Raw genomic sequence first — 19,142 nt, 5'->3', positions numbered from 1 at the left:
GATTTTAAAAAGGAGCCCTTTATGAAAAAAATAATATTAATTGGTTCTGGTGGTTCAGGAAAATCTACATTAGCAAGGAAGTTAGGGAATAAATTAAATATTAAGGTGCATCATCTTGATGCATTATTTTGGAAACCGAATTGGGAAGGTGTTCCGAGAGAAGAACAAATAACAGTTCAAAATAACTTAATTAAAGATGAGAAATGGATTATTGATGGGAATTACGGCGGGACGATGGGTATAAGACTGAATGCAGCTGATACAATTATCTTCCTTGATATTCATAGAACAATTTGTGTTTATAGGGCTTTTAAAAGAATTGCAAAATATCGAAATAAAACTAGACCGGATATGGGCGCGGGATGTGAAGAAAGATTTGATTTACAATTTTTTAAATGGATATGGGAATATCCTAATGCTAAACGACCTACAATTTTAAAAGAGTTAGAGCAATTGTCCGAAGAGAAAAAGGTTATTGTTTTAAAATCTCCAAATGAGGTTCGGAAATTTTTAGAGCACATATAATAATAGAATGTGACACAACAATTCTTTGTGGATCTTACCGATTAGTTTAATTAAACTAATCGTTTTTTATTATGAAAAATTTAACGCTTTTTGAAAAATGTATTTTGTAATGAGTATATGACTTTAAGTTCATATAAAATGAACGTTTGGAGGAATAGAAAATGACTAACGATTTAATTCAACTAATCGATTCATTAATGGTCAATATTCCAGCTGGAGAGGTAGTATTAAGAGATGATCGAATAAAAAAAGAATGGCTAGTACAAATTCAACCATTTCTTCTTGCAAAGTATGCTGTAACAATGGAACTATATGATGCTATTACAAATAGTACATTAAATAATTTTGATAAAAATCATAAACCAGTTGTCAATATTTCATGGAACGATGCCATTGCATTTTGTAATGTACTTTCAAAAAAAGCGGGATTAAAAGAATATTATTCTATTAGTGATGGTGGTCAAATTGTGAAATGTAATTTAGATTCAAATGGCTACCGATTACCATCTGAGGCGGAGTGGCAATATGCATGTAAAGCAAGTACAACCGGATATACATACGGGAAACTTTATGATATAGCGTGGTATAATGAAAATTCAAATGGAGAGATTCATGACGTTGGCCAAAAAGAACCGAATGCATGGGGACTTTATGATATGCTAGGGAACGTTTGGGAATGGTGTTATGATTTGTATGATGAAACAGTGTACGGATCATACCGTATTTTTCGTGGTGGTAGTTGGGCTGAAACAGCGAGAGGGTGCGGCACTACTTGTCGTCGTCGAAGCCATCCTACATTTCATATAGATGATCTCGGTTTTAGACTCGCTAGGTCAATTTAGCAGGAATATGATACGAACAACTAAGAAAAGAGTATGGAGAGAATCCGTACTTTTCCAACATAGAAATGATCTAACGTAAGGAGTGTTTATAATGGCGCGTGTTTTATTTATTAACGCTGGATCAGAAGGACATATAAATCCAACTTTGCCAGTTGTAGAAGAGTTGATTTCTCGCGGTGAAGAGGTCGTTTATTTTTCAATAGAAGCTTTTAGGGAACGAATTGAGAAGACAGGTGCTACTGTACGAACGATTGACGATCAAAAATTTATAAAAGCGTTTCTATCTGGAGGCAGAAATTATTTACAGGAAAGAATAAACGGTCTTCTACATACAGCAGATGTTGTTATACCTAATGTTCTAGAACAAATTGAAGGTGAACATTTTGATTACATAATTCATGATTCTATGTTTGGCTGTGGGCACTTAATTGCTCAAATTCTTAAATTGCCATCCATAAATTCATGTACATCTTTTGCGCAGGATGAAAAATCTTTTGAGCAAATGTTAGGTCATCTGTCAAAAAATATCCCAGTAGAAATTCATGATAAAATACAGAATGATTTTCAAAACTTAACGAAGGGAATTGCTGAAAAATATGGTGTTGAAATAAAATCATTGTATGAAGTTTTCTGTAATCCTGCACCCCTTACTATTGTGTATACAATTAAGGAGTTCCAGCCTTTTGGTGATACGTTTGATGAAACATATAAATTTGTAGGACCATCTATCTCTGCACAAATGAAAAACAGAGACGTTGATTTTACTTCGATTGAAGAAAAAAGTCCGATTTATATTTCATTAGGTACTGTTTTTAATGAAGCGATTGACTTTTATAAACTGTGTATGAAGGCCTTTGAGAATAGTGAGCATACAATTGTTATGTCTATTGGTAATAAAACAAAAATAAGTGATCTAGGCGAAATCCCTAAAAACTTCATTGTGAAAAACTATGTACCCCAAACTGAGCTGCTTACATATACGAAACTATTTATTACACACGGCGGGATGAACAGTGCGCATGAAGGACTGTATAACGGGGTTCCGCTCGTTGTAATACCGCAAAGTGCAGATCAGCCAGTAGTCGCAAAGCAAGTGGAGAGTCTTGAGACGGGAGTTCAGTTACAGATGAAGGAATTAACTGAAGAGCAACTACGTGAAAATGTGGAACTAATTTTAAATAATCCTTCATATAAAGAAGCTGCTTTGAATTTGAAGGAATCTTTCCAAAAATCAGGTGGATATAAGGAAGCTGTTGATGAAATTTTTATATTTGTAGGTCAGTGAAAAAAATGAAATTATACATTAGAAAAGCATCTAAATAGGATGCCTTTTATTTAACTTTATAATTCTTATTTTTAATATCTAGTATGGTTAAAACTAAGGCACTGAAAGATATAAGTATAAGAATAAAAGTTAACCAGTTAAATATATTGTTAATTATGAAGTAAAGATGATAGATAAATATATTCAAATTGTATTTTAAAATGTTAGGACTTAGTTTTACGTGTTAGTAATAATTTCACTATTTCTGCACAACTTCTGCACATGTTTTGGCGATTTCTATGTCATGATATATTCATAAAGTGAAATATTTCACAAGAAAAAAATATATTTTCACTGCGGTGTATGCATAATTAACACATACATCGGTACAAGTTTGTCTCTTGTTATTCTTTTACATCAAAGCCCACATTCCACTACAAAGTATAACAAGAAGGAGACATGAACATGAATAATCGATTTTTAAAACAACTACAAAATATGAAAATGAACAAAAAAAGTTTAGGAGCTGTAGCATTAACAGCTGGAATTATTAGTACGACACTTATTCCTCAAAATGCTTATGCGCACGGTTTTGTTGAAAAGCCCGGTAGCCGATCCGCTTTATGTAGTTCAACTTATGGTGCGCTAAATGTAAACTGTGGAAGTGTTATGTATGAACCACAAAGTTTAGAAGCTCCAAAAGGGTTCCCACAAGGTGGTTCAGTAGATGGACAAATTGCTTCAGCAGGCGGAAAATTTGGTGGTATTTTAGATCAACAAACAGCAAATCGTTGGTTTAAAAATACAATCACTGGTGGGGAAAATACATTTACTTGGAAGTATACTGCGCCTCACTTAACGAGTAAGTGGCATTACTATATTACTAAAAAAGGGTGGAATCCAAATAAAGCGCTAACAAGAGCAGATTTCGAACCAATTGGAACTGTACAACATGATGGTTCTGCAGCTTCAAATAATTTAACTCATAAAATCAATGTACCTACTGATCGTAGTGGATATCATGTGATTTTAGCAGTATGGGATGTAGCTGATACAGCAAATGCATTCTATAATGTAATTGATGTTAATCTTATTAATGATGTGAAACCAGACATAGAAGCGCCAAGTATTCCAAATGGACTTCAGACGCAAAAAGTAACAGCAAATAGTGTAGAACTAACATGGAACGCTTCTACGGATAATGTAGGGGTAAAAGGATATCAAATCTTCCGTAACGGAGAGATGATTGATACAGTAATAGGCACTCATTTTATTGATAAGAAATTACAACCAAGCACAGAATACTCTTATACTGTAAAAGCAATTGACGCAGCTGGCAATGTATCGAAGGAAAGTACAGCGCTTACAGTAAAAACAACAGTTGAGATTCCTGATACAGAAGCACCAACACAACCAAAAGGATTACATAGTATGGGAACGACAGCGTCAAGTGTGGATTTAATGTGGAGTCCATCTGACGATAATATTGGTGTAGACCATTACGAAATTTATAGAGAAACAGAAGGATCAATGAAAAAGATTGCAACATCCAATACAACTTCTTATATGGATAAAAATCTGCTCGCTAATACTACTTATAAATATGTAGTAAAAGCTGTTGATGTAGCTGGAAATGAATCCGTACAGAGTGATATATTCACAATTACTACAAAAACTGAAAGCGCTTCATATGAAGCGTGGGATGCAAAAAAAGCATATAAAAAGGGAGATAGAGTTCTACACGAAGGAAAAGTATATGAAGCAGTCCAGAGTTATCAAGGAAATGGTGATCCGAACTGGATTTATGCATTATCATTATGGAAAACAGTGTAAGCTTTACCTAGATATGAACTAAGAGATGATGGGCTTTGATGAAAAAGGGAATCTTGAGAATTCACTTTTCTATTAATAAAAAAGGGTAGTGTATGAATACATAAGATTCATACACTACCCTTTTTATTATGATAACATTTTCGTCATAAGTATATGCGGAATGCCATCTTCCATAAATATATCAGAAGAAGTTTCATAACCTAATTTTTTATAAAATCCTTCAGCTTGTGTTTGCCCGTGTAGTTTCACTTTTGTAGCTTGTTCGTTACGAGCAATTTCTTCTAACGTTTGAATGATGACTTTACCTAATCCGTATGTACGATAATCTTTTAAAATGCAAATACGTTCTAATTTTCCGAAGCCATCAACAAATCGTATACGCCCTGTACCTACAGGAAGCTCATTATAATAAACTAAAATATGTTTACATTGCTCTCCGATTTCATCGAATGTATCGAATTCATCTGCAAGAGGGACACCTTGTTCTTTTACAAATACTTCTTTTCGAATATGAAAGGCAGTTTCTAAATCAGTAAGTTCTGTTATAAGTTTGGATTGCAAAATGTTCAGTCCTTTCTAGTATGATGTGTTTTCATAGTATATCATAATAAAGCGCTATCAAGAGAAAAAGAACACACTAAAAAGCCAACTTTAAAAAGTTAGCTTTTATTACAATTCCTTTATCCCATTTTTAGCGCCGATAATTACTTTACTCGTCATACTTATAAACAACCCTGTTTCAACTACACCAGTAATCATTTTTAATTGAGTGTGTAAATGGGCAGGATTAGAAATATGATTAGGGAATATACAATCGATAATCATGTTATTGTTATCGGTTATATAGGTTTCATTATTTTTCAAACGTAATGTTGTTTGACATCCTAAAGACTGAATTTTATTTTCGGTTTGTTTCCATGAAAAAGGGATGATTTCAATAGGTAATGGAAAAGTACCTAAATGTGTTACAAGTTTCGATTCATCAGCAATGATAATTAGTTCTTTAGAGGAAGAGGCAACGATTTTTTCACGAAGTAATGCACCGCCACCGCCTTTTATAAGTTGTAAATTTGAATCAATTTCATCCGCTCCATCAATTGTAAGATCAAGACTTTGTACATCGTTTAACGAAATTAGGGGGATATTTAGTTGATGTGCTAATGCTTCAGTTTCTTTTGATGTCGGTACAGCTTGAAATGATAATCCTTCTTTTACACGCTCACCTAATTTTTGTATTGTCCAATATACAGTAGAACCAGTACCAAGCCCAATCTTCATGCCATCGTTTACAAAGTTAGCAGCATATTCGCCAGCGAGCTGTTTTAAATTCATCGCTTTACTCCGCGGGACGTGGCCCAGCATCAAGACCTGAATTTTCAACTGTAAGTACCGGACGAACGACTATATCTTTATGTACACGCATTTGACAAGATAATCGTAAATGATCTTCAATCCCTTTTTCCGTCATTGCATGTTTCTCATTCGCACTCGCTTCACAGAAATCACCTGCTAGTATTTCTACTCTACAAGTTGTGCAACGTGCATTCCCGCCGCAACGATGAAGAATGTTGACACCGCTATCTTCAATTGCTAATACTAACTTCGTTCCTTCTTTTACATCAAATGTTCCCGCACCTTCAATTGTTAATTTTGGCAAATTTGTTCCTCCTCACGTAAAATTGTACATAACATATTTATGACCGCGAATTATTGAACATAAACATTATTTTTTTATATCCCCGTAACTTTTTTTAATGTTGAATCGTTTATTAAGTAAGCGCTGAAAAGGAGTGGTTATTTTGTGCACAAAAGTAACTCATGTTTTAAAGAACCGTATCGATATGAATCATTCAAATATAAACTTTTTAATTGAACAATATGGAGAGTTAAAAAGATACTGTACTTTTTTAACGAAAAACAAATGGGATGGGGAAGATCTCGCCCAAGAAACAGTGTGTAAAGTGCTTCAAAAATATAGAAATAAAGATATTTGTATGACACTCGTCTATAAAATAGCAAGAAATCGTTGGTTAGATCAGATGAAGTCTAAGTCTGTTCATGAAAAAATCAGAGAACAAATCACTTTTGAAGAACCACATGAGAACATTGCAGATTTGCATGAAATGGTAGGGAAAGTATTGTCTTCATTAAATGTACAGCAATCCGCAATTTTATTATTAAAAGATGTTTTTCAATATAGTATCGCTGATATTGCTAAAGTGTGTTCTGTATCAGAAGGTGCAGTGAAAGCTTCTTTATTTCGGAGTAGAAATAGGCTGAAAACTGTAAGTGAAGAAGGGGTCGAGATAGTCGAATTCACAGATGATATGGAAGTTGTAGTAACGTCTATTCGAGAAGAGAGACCGGAATTATTAACGAAATTGCTTCCGTCAATAGATTTTACTAAGTTACCATCTAAACAGCCAGTCTTACTATTTAATGTGAAACAACCTTCTTCCTACAGTTGTATGCTTTGCGCAGCATAACAAGTATTGGAGGGATTTAAAATGAATGCAATTCCATATGTAGTAGAACAAACAAAATTAGGAGAACGTTCCTATGATATATATTCAAGGTTATTAAAAGACCGCATTATTATTATTGGTTCAGAAATTAATGATCAAGTAGCGAGTAGTGTCGTAGCTCAATTATTATTTTTAGAAGCAGAAGATGCAGAGAAAGATATATTCTTATACATCAATAGCCCCGGCGGTTCAACGACAGCAGGTTTTGCAATATTAGATACGATGAATTTAATTAAACCAGATGTGCAAACGCTGTGCATGGGCTTTGCGGCATCATTTGGTGCATTGCTATTATTATCTGGAGCAAAAGGAAAACGATTTGCGCTCCCTAACAGTGAAATTATGATTCATCAGCCGCTTGGTGGTGCACAAGGGCAAGCGACAGAAATTGAAATAACAGCAAAAAGAATATTAAAGTTAAAGCATGATATTAATAAAATGATTGCAGAAAAAACAGGCCAACCGATTGAAAGAGTAGCACATGATACAGAAAGAGATTATTTTATGACTGCAGAAGAAGCGAAGGCATATGGGATTGTAGATGATGTTGTTACGAAAAAATAAGATGAAAAAGGCTAGAGGATATGTTAATTCTCTAGCCTTTCTATTAATCCTTTACCCATTCATCAACTAATGCTTGATTTTTTTTAATCCATTTTCGCGCAGCTTCTTCAGGATCTTTTGTTTTATTTAACATGACCATTAACGTACCGAGCTGTTCATCGTTCATTTTCCATTTATCAAAGTATTTTATAACATCTGGGTGATCTTTTTCGAAACCTTTACGAACGGAGTAATAAATGTCATCTTTTTCACCATATACTTTCTTAGGGTCTTTTAAATATTTCAAGTCAAATTCTGAAAAACCCCAATGCGGATTCCAAAGCGTAACAGCGATTGGTTTCTTTTTTGTATATGCTTTCTTTAGTTCACTCATCATCGCAGCTTCAGAGGATTGGACAAGTTTTAGTTTTATATCATATTCTTTCATTGCTTTATTCGTTAAATTCATAAGACTACTACCGGGTTCGATACCGACAATTTTATTATCTAGTTCATCTTTATGAGCATTTAAATCTTCGATACTGTTTATGTTTTTCATATAAGAAGGTACGACTAGACCAAGTCCAGTACCTTCGTACCATTTTGACTTTAAGACAATATCATCTTTATAACGATCGTTTAGCGGCTTATCCGTAACAGGTAGCCATACTTCTAAATTCGCATCAACATCACCACGAGCAACACCAGTCCAAATTGCAGCTTTTTCTAAATACATAAGCTCAACTTTGTAGCCTTTTTCTTCTAATAAAACTTTCCACATGTTTGCAGTTGCAATATTTTCTTTCCAACTTGTTACACCAAGTTTAATTTTTCCTTTCGAATTTGCATTTGTTGCATTACATGAAGTGAAAATCATAGTAATAAATAATGCAAGGCATATAAACCAAATTTTCTTTCGCATCGAAAACCTCCTAAGTAACGTTTGCCTTATAAAATAAATGTATAAGTAAGCATTCTTATTATGAACGGAAACGAGAATTTTAAAGAAATCTTATGAATGTCATTTTTATGTAATATTTCTTTGTAAAATCGCAACACTATGTGAATAGATGGGTAGAAAAGGAGTAGTGACATGGATAATACAAAGGTGCGTGTTGAAAACGTAACAAAAGTATTCGGGAAACATCCGCAAAAAGCCCTTTCCTTATTGAAAGAAGGAAAAAATAAATCGGAAATTTTAAAGGAGACAGGAATGAACGTTGGTGTGAAAAAAGCAACGTTTGAAGTATACTCTGGAGAAATTTTCGTTATTATGGGTTTGTCTGGTAGCGGGAAATCTACGCTAGTTCGTATGTTAAATCAATTGATTAAACCAACCGCAGGTCATATATACATAGATGGTGAAGACATCGCAACGATGGGAAAAGAAGAGTTACGGAGAGTAAGAAGAACGAAAATGAGTATGGTATTTCAGAAGTTCGCTCTATTTCCGCATCGTACGGTTATACAAAATGTTGCATATGGTTTAGAAATACAAGGAGTTCCGGTTGAAGAGCGAGAGAAAAAAGCGTTAGAATCGCTACAGTTAGTAGGACTCGATCATCATAAAGATAACTATCCAAGTCAACTTAGTGGTGGTATGCAGCAGCGCGTTGGAATCGCAAGGGCACTAACGAATAATCCAGATGTATTACTAATGGACGAGTCATTCAGTGCATTAGATCCACTTATTCGAAAAGAAATGCAAGATGAATTGTTAGAGTTACAAGATAAAATGGAAAAAACAATTATATTTATTACGCATGATTTAGATGAAGCGCTTCGAATTGGAGATCGTATCGCATTAATGAAAGATGGAGAAATTGTCCAAATTGGAACGCCAGAAGAAATTATGATGAGCCCCGCTAATGAATTTGTAGAAAAGTTTGTTGCGGACGTGAATTTAGGAAAAGTAATTACGGCGGAGTCTATTTTAAAACGACCAGAAACTTTATTAATTGATCGTGGGCCTCGTGTAGCCCTTCAAATTATGAGGAATGCTGGTGTTTCAACTGTATATGTTGTAAACAAAAAGTATGAGTTTTTAGGTATATTAACTGCGGATGATGCGAGTAAGGCAGTACAAAAACAGTGGCCGATTGCTGATTTATTACTTAATGATATTCCACATGTGTATTTAGATACTTTACTGGAAGAGACGTATGCAAAAATGGCGGAGATGAAATATCCGTTACCAGTAATCGATGAGAAGAAAAGGCTAAGAGGAATTATTAAACGTGAAAGTGTCATTCAAGCTCTTGCAGGAAACATTGAGGAAGAGGTGAAAGACGATGAATAGTATACCGCGTATTCCATTAGGGGAATGGGTCGACTCATTTGTTGCAAGTTTATATGAGCACTTTGAAGGATTATTCCGAGGATTCTCTTATATTATCGGAGGATTCGTTGATTTACTCACTAATTTTTTAACAATAATACCTGCCATATTGATGATTATTATCTTATGTTTCCTCGTTTGGTACACAACGAGGAAACTATCTTTAGTCATTTTTACGCTTATTGGATTATTATTTATTTTGAATATTAACTACTGGGCACAAACGATGCAAACATTGGCACTCGTACTTACGTCAGTTATTATTTCAATTATTGTCGGAATTCCAATTGGTATATTAGCATCTCAAAATGAACGTTTCTCAAAATTTTTAAAACCAACATTAGATTTTATGCAAACAATGCCTGCATTCGTATACCTTATTCCAGCGATCACATTTTTCGGAGTAGGTGTAGTACCTGGAATTATTGCATCAGTAATCTTTGCAATGCCACCGACAATTCGTTTTACTGACTTAGGAATTAGACAAGTTCCAGAAGATTTAATTGAAGCAGCGAATGCATTTGGATCCACTGCATCACAAAAACTATTTAAAGTACAATTACCACTTGCAACCGGAACGATTATGGCTGGTGTGAACCAAAGTATTATGCTTTCGTTATCGATGGTTGTAACAGCGTCACTTGTAGGAGCTCCTGGACTTGGAGTTGATGTATATCGCTCGGTAACACAAGTTAATATCGGAATGGGATTTGAAGCTGGATTAGCTATCGTAGTAATCGCAATTATATTAGACCGAATTACACAAGGGTTCCATACGAAAAGAAAATAATGACCAAAAAACACACTTTTATACTACAAAGTGTGTTTTTTATTGCATCCAGTTTACATACGAACGATAACAGAACCTCCAGCTGGTGCACAAACTTGGTTTTGCTGTTGTTCCATGGATTTAATTAATTGATTATTTTCTTCGATTAATGAGATTAATTTAGCTAACTGACTTTCAAGGCTAGCGATGCGCTGCATCATATATTGTGAATCATGATGCAATGTATTCCTTACAGGATGGGGGGAATAAACATACTGTTGATTTATATTTGGATTCCAATGAGGATGCATTTGAATCGTTCCTCCTTCAATAAATTACGGATCTTTCTTATAGTAAATGCCTATATATATTTAATGGTTACTTGAAATTTTTTCATTATAAAAGGAGTATGTACAGAAAATGGAAAATATTATATATGAAGTTAAAGTGCATTTTTTGAAAAGATTCAAGCGAGATAGTGCGTATATTAATACATTTAAGTGAATGCATGTTGTTTAGGGAGAAATGATGGGAGGAGATGCAATTTTGGCTAAAAATAAAAAAAGAAATGATGCTTTGGCAATAGGTGTCGGTATAGGGGTTGTAATCGGTGTATTTCAAGGGCACTTTACAAATAATTTAGTAATCGGAATTGTGATTGGGATTATAATTGGGATTGCGTTTTTGAAGAAATAGTGAGTATTAAATTTATTTCAAAAATTACCTGATTAAAAGAATGAATTTTCGGAATATAAATCCTGTTTTTCCTTTTTTTATGATATTATATATGAAAAGGTTGGTGAGTGAATATGCATACAACAAATAATAGACAATACTCATGGGTTGGAAATAAGAAGATGTGTTTAGACGAAGTTTCAGTAAAACAATATGGTGATATCGTACTCGGTATATATGGCGGTAATATAAACGCTGGAGCAAAAAAGAACGAAGATGGCGCGTTAGTTTGGTCAAATGATGATTGGGAATTTGCAGCTATTTTAGATGGACATAATAGTGCGGAAAGTGTTGATTTAGTAGTAAATACAATCCAAAAAGAATATGAAAATATAAAAGTAATGATGAATGAATCGATTGATACTGTATTTCGATCTGTTGAAAATCATATACTTACAATCTTTCAGTCCTCTTCATTTAAAGAAAAGTGTCAAAAGATTAAAGGTGAAACAGCTTGCTTAATATGTGTAAGAAAAGAAAATTATATATGGTGGTTATCTATTGGCGATTGCCTCATTTATGTATTTCATGAAGAATTACATAAGTTAGGGCAATATGCATTAAATCAGCGTCATTTTTATGAATGGATTGGAAATATAAACACATTTCATTTACCAGTCCCTTGCTATTCAACAGGCATTCGTGAATTACGTACTGGAAAGAACCGAATTGTAATGGTCACAGATGGAGTATTAGAGTGCGGGGAACGACACTATGAAACACCATTAAATCTGTATAATGATATGAATAGAAATATAATAGAGCTTGAAGAAAGTGTTCATCATGTATTAGAGCACGTTCATCATCAATTCGGACGAGATAGTGCGACAATTATTAGTTGGGACGTTGAAAACAAAGAGAATGCTACGTATCCGAGTGACCAGCCAGATAAAAGGTAAAGGAGGAGACATCACTGTTTTTAGTTAAAGTAATTTTATTAGTATTATGGATCATATTTGTAGTTATTTTGGAAAAAGTAGTGAGAAAAAAATTAAATATACCGAAACAGACTGACTGGAATAGTAAATATGTAAACAACTCTCATAAATGGGGTACTAGGGCTCTTATCATTTCTTATATAATTGTTACGATGATATGCGCTACTTTAAATCCCATTTATATTAGTAATTTACCCATATTATTTTTAATAACTTTATACTGCTTTCAATCATATATGGAGTGGAAATTTGATAAAGAATCGAGGGAATATGTCATTTCTTTAGGAACGGTTCCGCTATTAGTAATAACAGGAATTATGGTTAACCTTTTCTTTTATAGCTATTGGATTTAATTATATGTGGAATGAATGGGGAGAAAAAATGAAAATGGCTAAATTACGTGCTGAAGCAATGATTTTAAATGAAAATCATTCTAAAGTACTTGTACAATGTGATTTAAGAGAAACATTTTATCGTTTTCCAGGTGGCTCTATTGAATTTGGTGAAACGGCAAAAGAAGCAATAATACGAGAATTAATGGAAGAATACGATTTGAAGATTGATGTTCAAGAACTAGCCGCTGAAAATGAGCATATTTTCGAATGGAACAACGAAATAGGACATCATTGTACATTCATACATTGGGGAACGGTTGAAGAGATAATTACAAATGAAATAAGGCATAAAGAGCATGAGGATATTATATTAATTTGGAAAAGTCTAGACGAATTAAAGGAGAAACCAACATATCCTGAAGGAATTGTAAGTTGTTTAGAAGAGAATAACCGAAATATAGTCCACTTTATTTCTAAAAATAAATAAAGGAATAGGAGGTGGATAACAATGGGGACCTCTACAATTTTGATTATTATTATTGGACTAGGTATAGGTGGTTACTTTTTAGAACAGTTTTTAAGAAAAAAATTGAATATGGAGAAAAGAGGCTTCTTTGGATATAAGCATGTGAATAGTTTACATGTAAAATTAGAAATAGGGCTTATTATTATTTATGTAATAGGTAGTTGTTATTATATGTTTAAATTTGAAAATTCTAAAATGGCTTATGTCATGTTCACTTATTTAGGAATATCTTGGACTTTAAGAGCATGGATGGATTGGAAGTATGATAGAGAATCAAAAGAGTATATACTTTCAATAACGGGAATGGTTGCACTTATATTGATGCTCTCAATACTATTTTATTTCGTTCCACCTGCTGTATAATAAAAAATTGATAGTACAAATAATGAGATAACTAATGAATAAGAAACCATTTACTTAGGAATACATGGTTTCTTATTCTGTGTATGAAATTCGGTCTTCTTCATTCAATCATTTATTTTAGCTAGTATGAATGTAATGAAATTTGTTTTATCCTCCGCATACTTATGTTTATCAGTAGGATTAGCTTGTGAAAGTTGAATTTTTAACTGTTCATACTGTATACGAGCAGTTTTATTGTCTATTAAGTAATCTCGAAATTGTAATTGTTCTATTAAATATTTATTTCCTTGTTCATACATATGAATTTGATGAGTTCGTGGCTCTCCTTTATTAAAATAGTATCTTTCAGGCAAGACATCTTTTCTGTATTTATAATTTAGTAGTTCCAACTTTGCGATACATTGTATGCCAACTGCATTATTTTTTAGTTCTATTGCTATATCAATAATTGGCTTTGCACTTAAATGTGGAATAGAAGTACTACCAATATGGTGTATCGCTAAAATATGTTCGCCAATTTGTTCCTCAATGATTTGTTTCTCTTTCATAAACTCAATTTCCCATTCTTCAGTCCACGGCACTAAAAACACTTTCCCATGCGGTAAACCTAACATTTAATTAGCACCTCTTTCAAAATAGTTTTCAAAAAGTTTATTACATTTTCTTAAAGCTTCTCAAAACAAGGTGTTCCCACAATCTCCAAGGAAGAATTTTTTTTGCAAAGATCATAAATTTCACACCTTTACCGATTGGATATCGTAAATTTGTACGCTTAGATTCAGCAATTTCTACAATTTTATTAGCAACATCTATCGGATTACCAAATGTATCACTACCGCTATTAATATGTTTTTGTATTTTATCCATATATTCTTTGTAAGGAGATGTTGTATCAGATTGGTTTTCAGCTAGTTGTTTACCAACCTCCCATATATTTGTGTTGTAAGAACCAGGTTCAATTAAAGCGACGTCTATCCCGAAAGTTTTTACTTCTAAGCGAAGCGATTCACTCCAGCCTTCTAATGCATATTTTGAAGATACATAAGGAGATAAGCCAGGGAATCCAACTTGGCCGCTAATGCTGCTTATATTAATGATTTTTCCGCTTCTTTGTTTTCTCATATATAGTAAAACAAGCTGAGTGATTGATATAGCTCCAAAAAGGTTCGTTTCAAATTGCTTTCGATATTCGTCTACTGGGATTTCTTCTACAAAGCCCCCATTTGCATATCCTGCATTATTTATTAGGAGATCTATTCTATTAATTTCTTTTAAAAACAATTGGAAATTATGTATAGAATTTTGATCTGTTACATCTAATTGTTGAACTTTTATATTGTGCTGTAAGTTGAGCTTAGTAACTTGAGATAGTAAGGTTCCTTGTTTTTCTAGGTGTCGCATTGTAGCAATGACTAAATAGTCTTTTTTTGCAAGTTCAAGCGTTGTTAATAGGCCGAATCCACTTGAAGCCCCAGTAATAATTGCAATTTTTTTATTCATTGTCGGCTCGCTTTCTTTTTCTTTTATCATAACGAGATATAAAGGTAAAAGCTATTTATTGTATAAAAATATTTGTTATAATTGAAAATGATTATCAATTGATTGTAATTTGTATATAAAAGGAGTGTGGATTTCATGAAGACTAACAGTTTTCATGACATTTTTAATAAATATTTTCATGGGTTACAAGTTGTAGAAGAAAGATATATGTATGTGCCAAAAACAATAGGTAAGGGTGAAGTGCGAAGGTGGAGCTCGTTTTCTGGGATGGAAATAGTACTATCAAATTATCAGTTTCATAAAAACCATCGCATTCAATTTGCATCGGATGCAGCAATGGTGGAACTTAATTTTTGTTTACAAGGATCCGGGGAAGTACAAGTTGGTCACTCCACAAATAAATTAATGGCTGGGAATAGCTATTTATATTTTATGAATGACTTTGAAGTTCTATTTGAATATGAAAAAGAAACTCCACTATATTCATTAGCAATTGGAATTCCTGTACAGTTGTTTAATCATTTCATGCTAAATTACGCTATTGAAAAAAGTCATGATTTTCATACTATAATAGGAAATCAATGTTTTAAAAAGTTTCAAACCCCCATTGATTCCCTAACATCTAATATTATTAAGAGAATGTTAGAGAATCCCCAAAAGGATCGTATTAATCAACTCGAAATAGAAAGCAAAGCGCTCGAATTGCTTTCTATATACTTTGGGAAAGTATTACTTAATGATCGTGACGCAAATAAAAGGAGTCAATTATCCAAAAAGGATTTGAATAAAATAAAACAAGCTGAAGAAATTTTACTTCAAAGAATAGAGTCACCCCCATCATTATTAGAATTGGCTAAAATAGTAGGATTAAATGATTATAAATTAAAAATTGGTTTTAAAGAATTATTTGGTACGTCCACATTTGCATATTTAAGAGAACAGCGAATGGAAAGAGCAATGCTTTTATTACGTTCGGGAACTAGTAATGTGACCGAAACGGCAGTTGCTGTTGGATACAATAATATTAGTCATTTTTCAGAGTCATTTAAAAAGAAATATGGAATGAAACCTTCTGAAATTTTGCGTATGTATTAAAAATCCGTTATACCGTAAACTCCTCCGCCATTTGGTAGTTGTATTTTGTCATAATCATTATAATTACAATCAACATCCAATTGGAAATAATTTTTTATGGAGGAATTTAAATGAAAGAGCGGAATGAAAGTCATTTTTGGATATTTGTATTAATAGGAATCTTTCTTATTATAACAACAACTGGTTTCGCCCGTATGGAATATGGAATAATACTGCCATTTATGCAGGAAGGACTTTACTTGTCTACGGCTCAATCAGGTATGCTAGGAACCATACTTTTTTTAGGTTATTTATTAACTGTAGGAACATCTGGAATATTTACTATCCGTTTTGGCGCAAAATCAGTTTTATTAATAGGCTGTTGGTTCGTCGTTATAAGCTTAATGGGATTAGCGTTTGTTTCTTCATTTTGGATAGTTGCTTTTTGTATGCTATGTGCTGGAGTTGGTAGTGCTCTTGTATATACACCACTCATGTCAATAACGGTAGGGTGGTTTCCAGACAAAAGAGGAACTGTAATGGGGCTGTTATTAAGCGGTGCAGGTATAGGTATGCTATTTAGTGGAATAATTGTTCCTTATGTAGTGCACACATTTCCTGAGTATAGTTGGCGTGGTGCATGGTTTTTGTTTGGAGTTATTACATGTATCGTTGTATTCGCCGCTTCAGTTGTTTTGAAAAATCCAGAAGTTACTGAAGATGAGAAAAAAAAGGGTAATAAATCGTTTTTATGGAAAACGAAAGAGCTCTATATCATAGCATGGATGTATTTTATTGTTGGTGTTGTATATTTAATTCCAAATTTATATCAAACTAGTTTTATGATTGATAGTGGTATTTCAGCATCAATTTCGGGAACTGTTTATGCGATTGCTGGTATTTGTTCAATAGCAGGAGCACCTGGCTGGGGATTTATTTCGGATTGGATAGGTATAAAGAAGAGTTTATGTATTGCACTTTTATTAGCTGTTATAGGTGATATGGTTCCAATTATATTTGGAAATATAGTTGGTTTTATCGTGTCGGCAATTATTTGGGGTTCTAGCCTCGGAGGTATACTTTTATTAATTCAAGTTGCAGCTTCAAAGCAAGTATCTCGGAAATATGTATCAATGGCAATTAGTTTTATTTCTGTTTTCTATGCAGTTGGTCAAATGATTGGACCAGGACTTGCGGGCTGGATTATTGGGGAAAGTGGTTATACAGCAGCTTATGGATTAGGTGCTTTCAGTTTCTTTATGTGCATATGTATGGGATTGCGTTTAAAAAGAGGAAATCTTACAAACTCAGCGTATTTAGAGAAGTGAGTCTTGTCATGAAATGAATCTTTTTAACAGGAGGGAGAAAAATGGTCCATGTGAAAGATGTATTAGCAGATCAGCTATTAGCGAATGCAAATGATCCTAGTTGGTATATGCCATTTTCAGATGCAGTTAAGGATTTATCTGAGAGGGAAGCTTTCTGGAAACCGAATGAAGAGAGTAATAGTATAGCTGAAATCGTACAACATTTACTGTATTGGAACTCTACGTGGCAAACTAGGTATAAAGAATCAAATGTGAATGCAGTACCCGCTATAGGAGATAATAACAAAAGTTTTATGCTCTCAGATAATCAAACTTTCGATGAATTACGGGAAAAACTACTAGAAAAACTGTTACAATGGCAAAATCTCATAAATGAAGAAAAGGTTGAAAGTGATGTAGTGGGATTTCCTGTTTCTGCAAAGTGGTGGGAAGTGCTAGCGAATGTAACAACTCATAATGCATATCATATTGGTCAAATTATTTACATCCGAAAACTACAGAAGAGCTTTGATAATGAATAAAGTAACAATTCTCTTATTAAGGGAACAAAAGTGGACAAAACGAGACAAACGTCTCATTTTGTCCACTTTTTTATTGTTAAAAGATAGAGAAAACCTATTAAATCAAGGATTCAAAATTGGCACAATACTTGCAATATAAAAGACGAACAAAAAAATAGGAGGGCTGGACATGTTAAAAACAACTGAAAGTAAAGGGAATGAAATTACGAAAGAACAAGCTCGTTGGATGTACGAAAAAATGTTAGAAATTCGTAAGTTTGAAGATAAGGTGCATGAATTGTTCGCGCAAGGCGTTTTGCCAGGTTTCGTTCATTTATACGCAGGTGAAGAAGCGGTAGCAGTTGGTGTATGTGCCCACTTAACGGATAGTGACAGTATTACAAGTACACATAGAGGTCATGGACATTGTATCGCAAAAGGTTGTGATTTAAACGGTATGATGGCTGAACTTTTCGGGAAAGCGACAGGATTATGTAAAGGTAAAGGCGGTTCCATGCATATTGCCGATTTAGATAAAGGAATGCTTGGTGCGAATGGCATTGTAGGCGGGGGTTTCCCACTTGCTTGCGGTTCAGCATTAACAGCTAAATATAAAGGAACAAAAGATGTAAGTGTTTGCTTCTTCGGTGACGGAGCAAATAATGAAGGGACATTTCATGAAGGGGTTAATTTAGCAGCGATTTGGAAGTTACCGGTTATTTTTATCGCAGAAAATAATGGTTACGGTGAAGCAACTACATTTGAATATGCTTCAAGTTGTGATTCTATTGCTGATCGCGCAAAAGCTTATAATATTCCAGGTGTTCAAGTAGATGGAAAAGATCTTTTAGCTGTATATAAAGCTGCTGCAGAAGCAGTGGAACGTGCGCGTAATGGTGATGGTCCAACAATTATTGAATGTATGACATATCGTAATTATGGTCATTTCGAAGGTGAAGCGCAAACATATAAAACATCAGAAGAAAAAGAAGAACATTTAAATGAAAAAGATGCAATTGTGAATTTCCGTAAGCATTTAATTCATGAAGGTTTATTAACGGAATCTGAACTTGTTGATATGGAAAAAGCAGTAGATGATGCAGTACAAAGATCCATTGAATTTAGTGAAAATAGTCCATACCCAGACGATGAAGAATTATTAAAAGATGTATACGTTTCTTACAAATAAGAGGAGGGTGAAAAA

At 33.6% G+C, this 19,142-nt stretch carries 25 protein-coding genes; 18 read left to right on the top strand and 7 right to left on the bottom strand.

What is annotated here, in order from left to right; genetic code table 11:
* Positions 1-21 precede the first annotated feature (21 nt).
* From AC241_RS14000 to AC241_RS13985, 4 genes are all read left to right on the top strand, one after another.
* On the top strand, positions 22-525 hold the full coding sequence (locus AC241_RS14000; RefSeq protein ID WP_048564787.1) for a DNA topology modulation protein: 504 nt from the start codon (positions 22-24) through the stop codon (positions 523-525).
* 161 nt (positions 526-686) lie between these two features.
* Positions 687-1,367, top strand: coding sequence for a formylglycine-generating enzyme family protein (locus AC241_RS13995; protein ID WP_050843921.1), 681 nt, complete (start codon positions 687-689; stop codon positions 1,365-1,367).
* 91 nt (positions 1,368-1,458) lie between these two features.
* The gene (locus AC241_RS13990) at positions 1,459-2,652 is read left to right on the top strand and encodes a macrolide family glycosyltransferase (RefSeq protein WP_050843917.1); all 1,194 of its coding nucleotides are present in this window, start codon (positions 1,459-1,461) and stop codon (positions 2,650-2,652) included.
* Positions 2,653-3,096: 444 nt separating this feature from the next.
* Complete coding sequence (locus AC241_RS13985; protein WP_050843915.1) at positions 3,097-4,464, top strand: lytic polysaccharide monooxygenase; 1,368 nt, start codon at positions 3,097-3,099, stop codon at positions 4,462-4,464.
* Positions 4,465-4,590: 126 nt separating this feature from the next.
* On the opposite strand, the gene AC241_RS13980 is transcribed toward AC241_RS13985, so the two are convergent.
* The 3 genes from AC241_RS13980 to AC241_RS13970 all read right to left on the bottom strand — a co-directional run bounded on the left by AC241_RS13980 (position 4,591) and on the right by AC241_RS13970 (position 6,121).
* The gene (locus AC241_RS13980; protein WP_029442538.1) at positions 4,591-5,025 is read right to left on the bottom strand and encodes a GNAT family N-acetyltransferase; all 435 of its coding nucleotides are present in this window, start codon (positions 5,023-5,025) and stop codon (positions 4,591-4,593) included.
* A 108-nt stretch (positions 5,026-5,133) separates the two neighbouring features.
* Complete coding sequence (gene rpiA / locus AC241_RS13975; protein ID WP_001049982.1) at positions 5,134-5,796, bottom strand: ribose 5-phosphate isomerase A; 663 nt, start codon at positions 5,794-5,796, stop codon at positions 5,134-5,136.
* Positions 5,797-5,800: 4 nt separating this feature from the next.
* Positions 5,801-6,121, bottom strand: a complete 321-nt coding sequence (locus AC241_RS13970) for a 2Fe-2S iron-sulfur cluster-binding protein (protein WP_001125388.1) — start codon at positions 6,119-6,121, stop codon at positions 5,801-5,803.
* A gap of 142 nt (positions 6,122-6,263) precedes the next feature.
* On the opposite strand from AC241_RS13970, the gene AC241_RS13965 reads away from it, so the two are divergent.
* Together AC241_RS13965 and clpP are read left to right on the top strand one after the other, a co-directional pair.
* Positions 6,264-6,950, top strand: a complete 687-nt coding sequence (locus AC241_RS13965; RefSeq protein ID WP_000337521.1) for an RNA polymerase subunit sigma-70 — start codon at positions 6,264-6,266, stop codon at positions 6,948-6,950.
* A gap of 21 nt (positions 6,951-6,971) precedes the next feature.
* Positions 6,972-7,553 (top strand): ATP-dependent Clp endopeptidase proteolytic subunit ClpP, encoded by a 582-nt coding sequence (gene clpP, locus AC241_RS13960; protein ID WP_000991610.1) that lies wholly within the window; start codon positions 6,972-6,974, stop codon positions 7,551-7,553.
* 43 nt (positions 7,554-7,596) lie between these two features.
* On the opposite strand, the gene AC241_RS13955 is transcribed toward clpP, so the two are convergent.
* Complete coding sequence (locus tag AC241_RS13955; protein ID WP_001227615.1) at positions 7,597-8,454, bottom strand: glycine betaine ABC transporter substrate-binding protein; 858 nt, start codon at positions 8,452-8,454, stop codon at positions 7,597-7,599.
* A gap of 171 nt (positions 8,455-8,625) precedes the next feature.
* Here AC241_RS13955 and AC241_RS13950 point away from each other — a divergent pair, with 171 nt between their 5' ends.
* Positions 8,626-9,831 (top strand): quaternary amine ABC transporter ATP-binding protein, encoded by a 1,206-nt coding sequence (locus AC241_RS13950; protein ID WP_050843913.1) that lies wholly within the window; start codon positions 8,626-8,628, stop codon positions 9,829-9,831.
* Entirely contained in the window at positions 9,824-10,660 is an 837-nt protein-coding gene (locus tag AC241_RS13945; RefSeq protein WP_029442536.1) for an ABC transporter permease, read from the top strand. Before AC241_RS13950 ends, AC241_RS13945 begins: the two co-directional genes overlap by 8 nt.
* Before the next feature lie 53 nt (positions 10,661-10,713).
* Here AC241_RS13945 and AC241_RS34310 read toward each other — a convergent pair whose 3' ends face one another.
* Positions 10,714-10,950 (bottom strand): hypothetical protein, encoded by a 237-nt coding sequence (locus AC241_RS34310; protein WP_016081307.1) that lies wholly within the window; start codon positions 10,948-10,950, stop codon positions 10,714-10,716.
* A 217-nt stretch (positions 10,951-11,167) separates the two neighbouring features.
* Between AC241_RS34310 and AC241_RS13935 the strand changes: the two genes are divergently transcribed.
* The 5 genes from AC241_RS13935 (at position 11,168) to AC241_RS13915 (ending at position 13,536) form a co-directional block, all read left to right on the top strand.
* Entirely contained in the window at positions 11,168-11,335 is a 168-nt protein-coding gene (locus tag AC241_RS13935) for a glycine zipper domain-containing protein (RefSeq protein WP_000508401.1), read from the top strand.
* A gap of 113 nt (positions 11,336-11,448) precedes the next feature.
* Entirely contained in the window at positions 11,449-12,273 is an 825-nt protein-coding gene (locus AC241_RS13930) for a PP2C family serine/threonine-protein phosphatase (protein WP_080990795.1), read from the top strand.
* A 68-nt stretch (positions 12,274-12,341) separates the two neighbouring features.
* Positions 12,342-12,665 carry a DUF4181 domain-containing protein gene (locus AC241_RS13925; RefSeq protein ID WP_080990794.1) on the top strand — a complete coding sequence of 108 codons (324 nt, stop codon included), beginning with the start codon at positions 12,342-12,344 and terminating at the stop codon, positions 12,663-12,665.
* Between the two features lie 28 nt (positions 12,666-12,693).
* Positions 12,694-13,134, top strand: a complete 441-nt coding sequence (locus AC241_RS13920; protein ID WP_050844852.1) for an NUDIX domain-containing protein — start codon at positions 12,694-12,696, stop codon at positions 13,132-13,134.
* 21 nt (positions 13,135-13,155) lie between these two features.
* Positions 13,156-13,536, top strand: coding sequence for a DUF4181 domain-containing protein (locus AC241_RS13915; protein ID WP_050843909.1), 381 nt, complete (start codon positions 13,156-13,158; stop codon positions 13,534-13,536).
* Positions 13,537-13,640: 104 nt separating this feature from the next.
* Here AC241_RS13915 and AC241_RS13910 read toward each other — a convergent pair whose 3' ends face one another.
* Entirely contained in the window at positions 13,641-14,150 is a 510-nt protein-coding gene (locus tag AC241_RS13910) for a GrpB family protein (protein ID WP_050843907.1), read from the bottom strand.
* Positions 14,151-14,190: 40 nt separating this feature from the next.
* Entirely contained in the window at positions 14,191-15,036 is an 846-nt protein-coding gene (locus AC241_RS13905) for an oxidoreductase (RefSeq protein ID WP_050843905.1), read from the bottom strand.
* Between the two features lie 135 nt (positions 15,037-15,171).
* On the opposite strand from AC241_RS13905, the gene AC241_RS13900 reads away from it, so the two are divergent.
* From AC241_RS13900 to acoA, 5 genes are all read left to right on the top strand, one after another.
* On the top strand, positions 15,172-16,131 hold the full coding sequence (locus AC241_RS13900) for a helix-turn-helix domain-containing protein (protein WP_016081311.1): 960 nt from the start codon (positions 15,172-15,174) through the stop codon (positions 16,129-16,131).
* A 110-nt stretch (positions 16,132-16,241) separates the two neighbouring features.
* A complete protein-coding gene (locus AC241_RS13895; protein ID WP_050843903.1) occupies positions 16,242-17,438 on the top strand; it encodes an MFS transporter in 1,197 nt (398 codons plus the stop codon).
* A gap of 41 nt (positions 17,439-17,479) precedes the next feature.
* A complete protein-coding gene (locus AC241_RS13890) occupies positions 17,480-17,959 on the top strand; it encodes a DinB family protein (RefSeq protein ID WP_000233794.1) in 480 nt (159 codons plus the stop codon).
* Complete coding sequence (locus AC241_RS34805) at positions 17,952-18,098, top strand: hypothetical protein (protein ID WP_016081313.1); 147 nt, start codon at positions 17,952-17,954, stop codon at positions 18,096-18,098. The genes AC241_RS13890 and AC241_RS34805 overlap by 8 nt, the downstream gene beginning before the upstream one ends.
* Positions 18,099-18,128: 30 nt before the next feature.
* On the top strand, positions 18,129-19,127 hold the full coding sequence (gene acoA, locus AC241_RS13885; protein WP_000921275.1) for an acetoin:2,6-dichlorophenolindophenol oxidoreductase subunit alpha: 999 nt from the start codon (positions 18,129-18,131) through the stop codon (positions 19,125-19,127).
* Positions 19,128-19,142: the final 15 nt, after the last annotated feature.

It is taken from the genome of Bacillus thuringiensis (assembly GCF_001182785.1).
Taxonomy (GTDB): Bacteria; Bacillota; Bacilli; order Bacillales; family Bacillaceae_G; genus Bacillus_A; species Bacillus_A thuringiensis_S.
This window is presented reverse-complemented; position numbering and strand designations above follow the sequence as displayed.

What these genes read in the sequence shown, in the direction of transcription:
- AC241_RS14000 (WP_048564787.1), top strand. Translation starts at nt 22, where the DNA reads ATGAAAAAAATAATATTAATTGGTTCTGGTGGTTCAGGAAAATCTACA.
- AC241_RS13995 (WP_050843921.1), top strand. Translation starts at nt 687, where the DNA reads ATGACTAACGATTTAATTCAACTAATCGATTCATTAATGGTCAATATT.
- AC241_RS13990 (WP_050843917.1), top strand. Translation starts at nt 1,459, where the DNA reads ATGGCGCGTGTTTTATTTATTAACGCTGGATCAGAAGGACATATAAAT.
- AC241_RS13985 (WP_050843915.1), top strand. Translation starts at nt 3,097, where the DNA reads ATGAATAATCGATTTTTAAAACAACTACAAAATATGAAAATGAACAAA.
- rpiA (WP_001049982.1), bottom strand. Translation starts at nt 5,796, where the DNA reads ATGAATTTAAAACAGCTCGCTGGCGAATATGCTGCTAACTTTGTAAAC.
- clpP (WP_000991610.1), top strand. Translation starts at nt 6,972, where the DNA reads ATGAATGCAATTCCATATGTAGTAGAACAAACAAAATTAGGAGAACGT.
- AC241_RS13955 (WP_001227615.1), bottom strand. Translation starts at nt 8,454, where the DNA reads ATGCGAAAGAAAATTTGGTTTATATGCCTTGCATTATTTATTACTATG.
- AC241_RS13950 (WP_050843913.1), top strand. Translation starts at nt 8,626, where the DNA reads ATGGATAATACAAAGGTGCGTGTTGAAAACGTAACAAAAGTATTCGGG.
- AC241_RS13945 (WP_029442536.1), top strand. Translation starts at nt 9,824, where the DNA reads ATGAATAGTATACCGCGTATTCCATTAGGGGAATGGGTCGACTCATTT.
- AC241_RS34310 (WP_016081307.1), bottom strand. Translation starts at nt 10,950, where the DNA reads ATGCATCCTCATTGGAATCCAAATATAAATCAACAGTATGTTTATTCC.
- AC241_RS13935 (WP_000508401.1), top strand. Translation starts at nt 11,168, where the DNA reads ATGGGAGGAGATGCAATTTTGGCTAAAAATAAAAAAAGAAATGATGCT.
- AC241_RS13930 (WP_080990795.1), top strand. Translation starts at nt 11,449, where the DNA reads ATGCATACAACAAATAATAGACAATACTCATGGGTTGGAAATAAGAAG.
- AC241_RS13920 (WP_050844852.1), top strand. Translation starts at nt 12,694, where the DNA reads ATGAAAATGGCTAAATTACGTGCTGAAGCAATGATTTTAAATGAAAAT.
- AC241_RS13915 (WP_050843909.1), top strand. Translation starts at nt 13,156, where the DNA reads ATGGGGACCTCTACAATTTTGATTATTATTATTGGACTAGGTATAGGT.
- AC241_RS13910 (WP_050843907.1), bottom strand. Translation starts at nt 14,150, where the DNA reads ATGTTAGGTTTACCGCATGGGAAAGTGTTTTTAGTGCCGTGGACTGAA.
- AC241_RS13905 (WP_050843905.1), bottom strand. Translation starts at nt 15,036, where the DNA reads ATGAATAAAAAAATTGCAATTATTACTGGGGCTTCAAGTGGATTCGGC.
- AC241_RS13900 (WP_016081311.1), top strand. Translation starts at nt 15,172, where the DNA reads ATGAAGACTAACAGTTTTCATGACATTTTTAATAAATATTTTCATGGG.
- AC241_RS13895 (WP_050843903.1), top strand. Translation starts at nt 16,242, where the DNA reads ATGAAAGAGCGGAATGAAAGTCATTTTTGGATATTTGTATTAATAGGA.
- AC241_RS13890 (WP_000233794.1), top strand. Translation starts at nt 17,480, where the DNA reads ATGGTCCATGTGAAAGATGTATTAGCAGATCAGCTATTAGCGAATGCA.
- AC241_RS34805 (WP_016081313.1), top strand. Translation starts at nt 17,952, where the DNA reads ATGAATAAAGTAACAATTCTCTTATTAAGGGAACAAAAGTGGACAAAA.
- acoA (WP_000921275.1), top strand. Translation starts at nt 18,129, where the DNA reads ATGTTAAAAACAACTGAAAGTAAAGGGAATGAAATTACGAAAGAACAA.